Annotated in this window: 2 protein-coding genes; both read left to right on the top strand. The window is 54.8% G+C overall.

The window, feature by feature from the left end; genetic code table 11:
- A partial coding sequence (locus ABX962_RS35340; RefSeq protein ID WP_372726346.1) for a sodium:calcium antiporter occupies positions 1-967 on the top strand: 967 nt, incomplete at its 5' end.
- Positions 968-1,057: 90 nt separating this feature from the next.
- A partial coding sequence (locus tag ABX962_RS35345) for an NAD-dependent epimerase/dehydratase family protein (RefSeq protein WP_372726347.1) occupies positions 1,058-2,043 on the top strand: 986 nt, incomplete at its 3' end.

Below are 2,043 nucleotides of genomic sequence, written 5' to 3' on the forward strand. Positions count from 1 at the left end.
CAAGTACGTTGACCTGTTTGCGGACCGGACAGGATTGGGAAAAGCGTTTGCGGGGGCTTTGCTGCTTGGCGGTGCCACCAGCTTGCCCGAGCTCGCCACGACGTTGACGGCATCCTACTCGGGAGCGGCCGAATTAGCGGGAAACAATCTGCTCGGAGGCGTGGTAATGCAGGTTGCGGTTTTGGCTTTGATTGATGCGTTTGTATTGCGTGGTCGCCCGCTCACTCTCTTTTCGCCGCAATCGTCATTGATCATGGTCGGCGTGATGTTGATTGCCTTGATCGCACTGGCGTCGGCCGCCGTCACGAGTGGCGAGCTATACTCCATTGCTGGCGTTGGAGTTTGGCCAATTCTATTATTTGCAGCGTACATTTCATCATTGTGGGTGATCTACCGTTACGAGGGGAAACCGCGATGGGAACCGCGTGGCGAGATTGCCGAGCCGCCCGAATCGGCCCGCGACATCAAGGATGCACATCGACACCAATACCAAGACGTCTCCACCCGCGGCTTGGTCGGCTACTTTGCCATCGCCTCGGCCGTTGTCTTGATCGGAGGCTACTTTGTCGCGGTATCGGGCGAAATGATCGCTGAGCAGACAGGGATCGGGCAAAGCTTTGTCGGTGCCACGTTGGTCGCACTGGTAACCAGTTTGCCCGAGCTGAGTACGACCTATTCTGCGGTCCGTTTTGGAGCGTACAGCATGGCGGCGGCAAACATTCTTGGCACGAACAGCCTCGAGATCGCGTTGTTTCTGCCTGCAGAGTTGGCTTATCGCGAAGGCAACCTGTTTGACGCGTTGCAGCCGTCCGCAGCCTTTCTGGCGGCGCTGGGAATTGTCGTCACCAGTTTGTATTTGTGGGGAATTCTGGAGCGACGTGACAAGACGGTTTTTGGGATGGGAGTCGATTCGTTTGCGGTGCTGGCGACGTACCTTGCCGGGTTGGCTGTGTTCTACACGATGTAACCAATGTTTCGTTGGCATGCGAGTTGCGACACAAAGTCAAAGGAATTGTTTTGTTGAGAAACTGATCGACTTTCATATCAGAGAAAAAACATGTCTAGCGAACGCCCATGCGTGATTGTCACCGGCAGCTCTGGATTGCTTGGCAACCTCACGTGCCGTCGACTTGCCGAAGCTGGCTACGAAGTTTTTGGGTTCGACCGTGTTGGTTTGCCCGAGCCACCCAAAGCACTCCAGCACGTGCATGACATCGAGTGCGACATCACTGACTACTCTTCGGTTCAAGGCGCGATGCAAAATGTCCGTGGCAAAACCGGTGGTAAACTCGCTAGCGTGGTGCACATGGCGGCCTACTATGATTTCTCGGGTGAAGACAGCGAACTATACGAGACTGTCACCATTAACGGCACGGACCGACTACTAAACGCCCTCGAAGATTTCCAGTGCGAACAATTCATTTTCACCAGCACCATGTTGGTGCATGCTCCATGTGCAGTGGGAGAAAGAATCCGTGAGGATGATCCGCTCAAAGCGAGGTGGCCGTACCCACAGAGCAAGATTGAAACTGAACGGCTGATCCGCGAAGGACACCCCAATGTTCGCTCGGTATTCCTGCGTGTTGCCGGTGTCTACACCGACTACGGACGCCAGCCGACGATCGTCCAGCAAATCAAACGAATTTACGAAAAGGATTTTCAAGCTCGCTTTTTCCCTGGCGATACCGATGCGGGGCAAGCAGCGGTGCACCTGGAAGACACCGTCGATGCGATCGTCCGCACTGTCGAGCGACGTGATGCGATCGCGCCGAAAACCGCAATTTTGATTGGCGAAGAAGAAACGCTGTCGTACCAGACGCTACAAAACCTGATCGGCAAACAGCTGCATGGCAAAGAATGGTCGACGATGGAAATCCCCAAATCGGTTGCTAAAGTGGGCGCGGCAGTCAGTGATGCAATGCAGGGCGGCGACGCGTTTATCAAACCGTTTATGGTCTCGATGGCCGACGACCACTACGCCTTAGACATCTCACGAGCCAAAGAATTGCTCGGCTGGGAACCGAAGCATTCGCTTTCGATGAC

Origin of the sequence: Novipirellula sp. (assembly GCF_041583735.1) — a bacterium.
Taxonomy (GTDB): domain Bacteria; phylum Planctomycetota; class Planctomycetia; order Pirellulales; family Pirellulaceae; genus Novipirellula.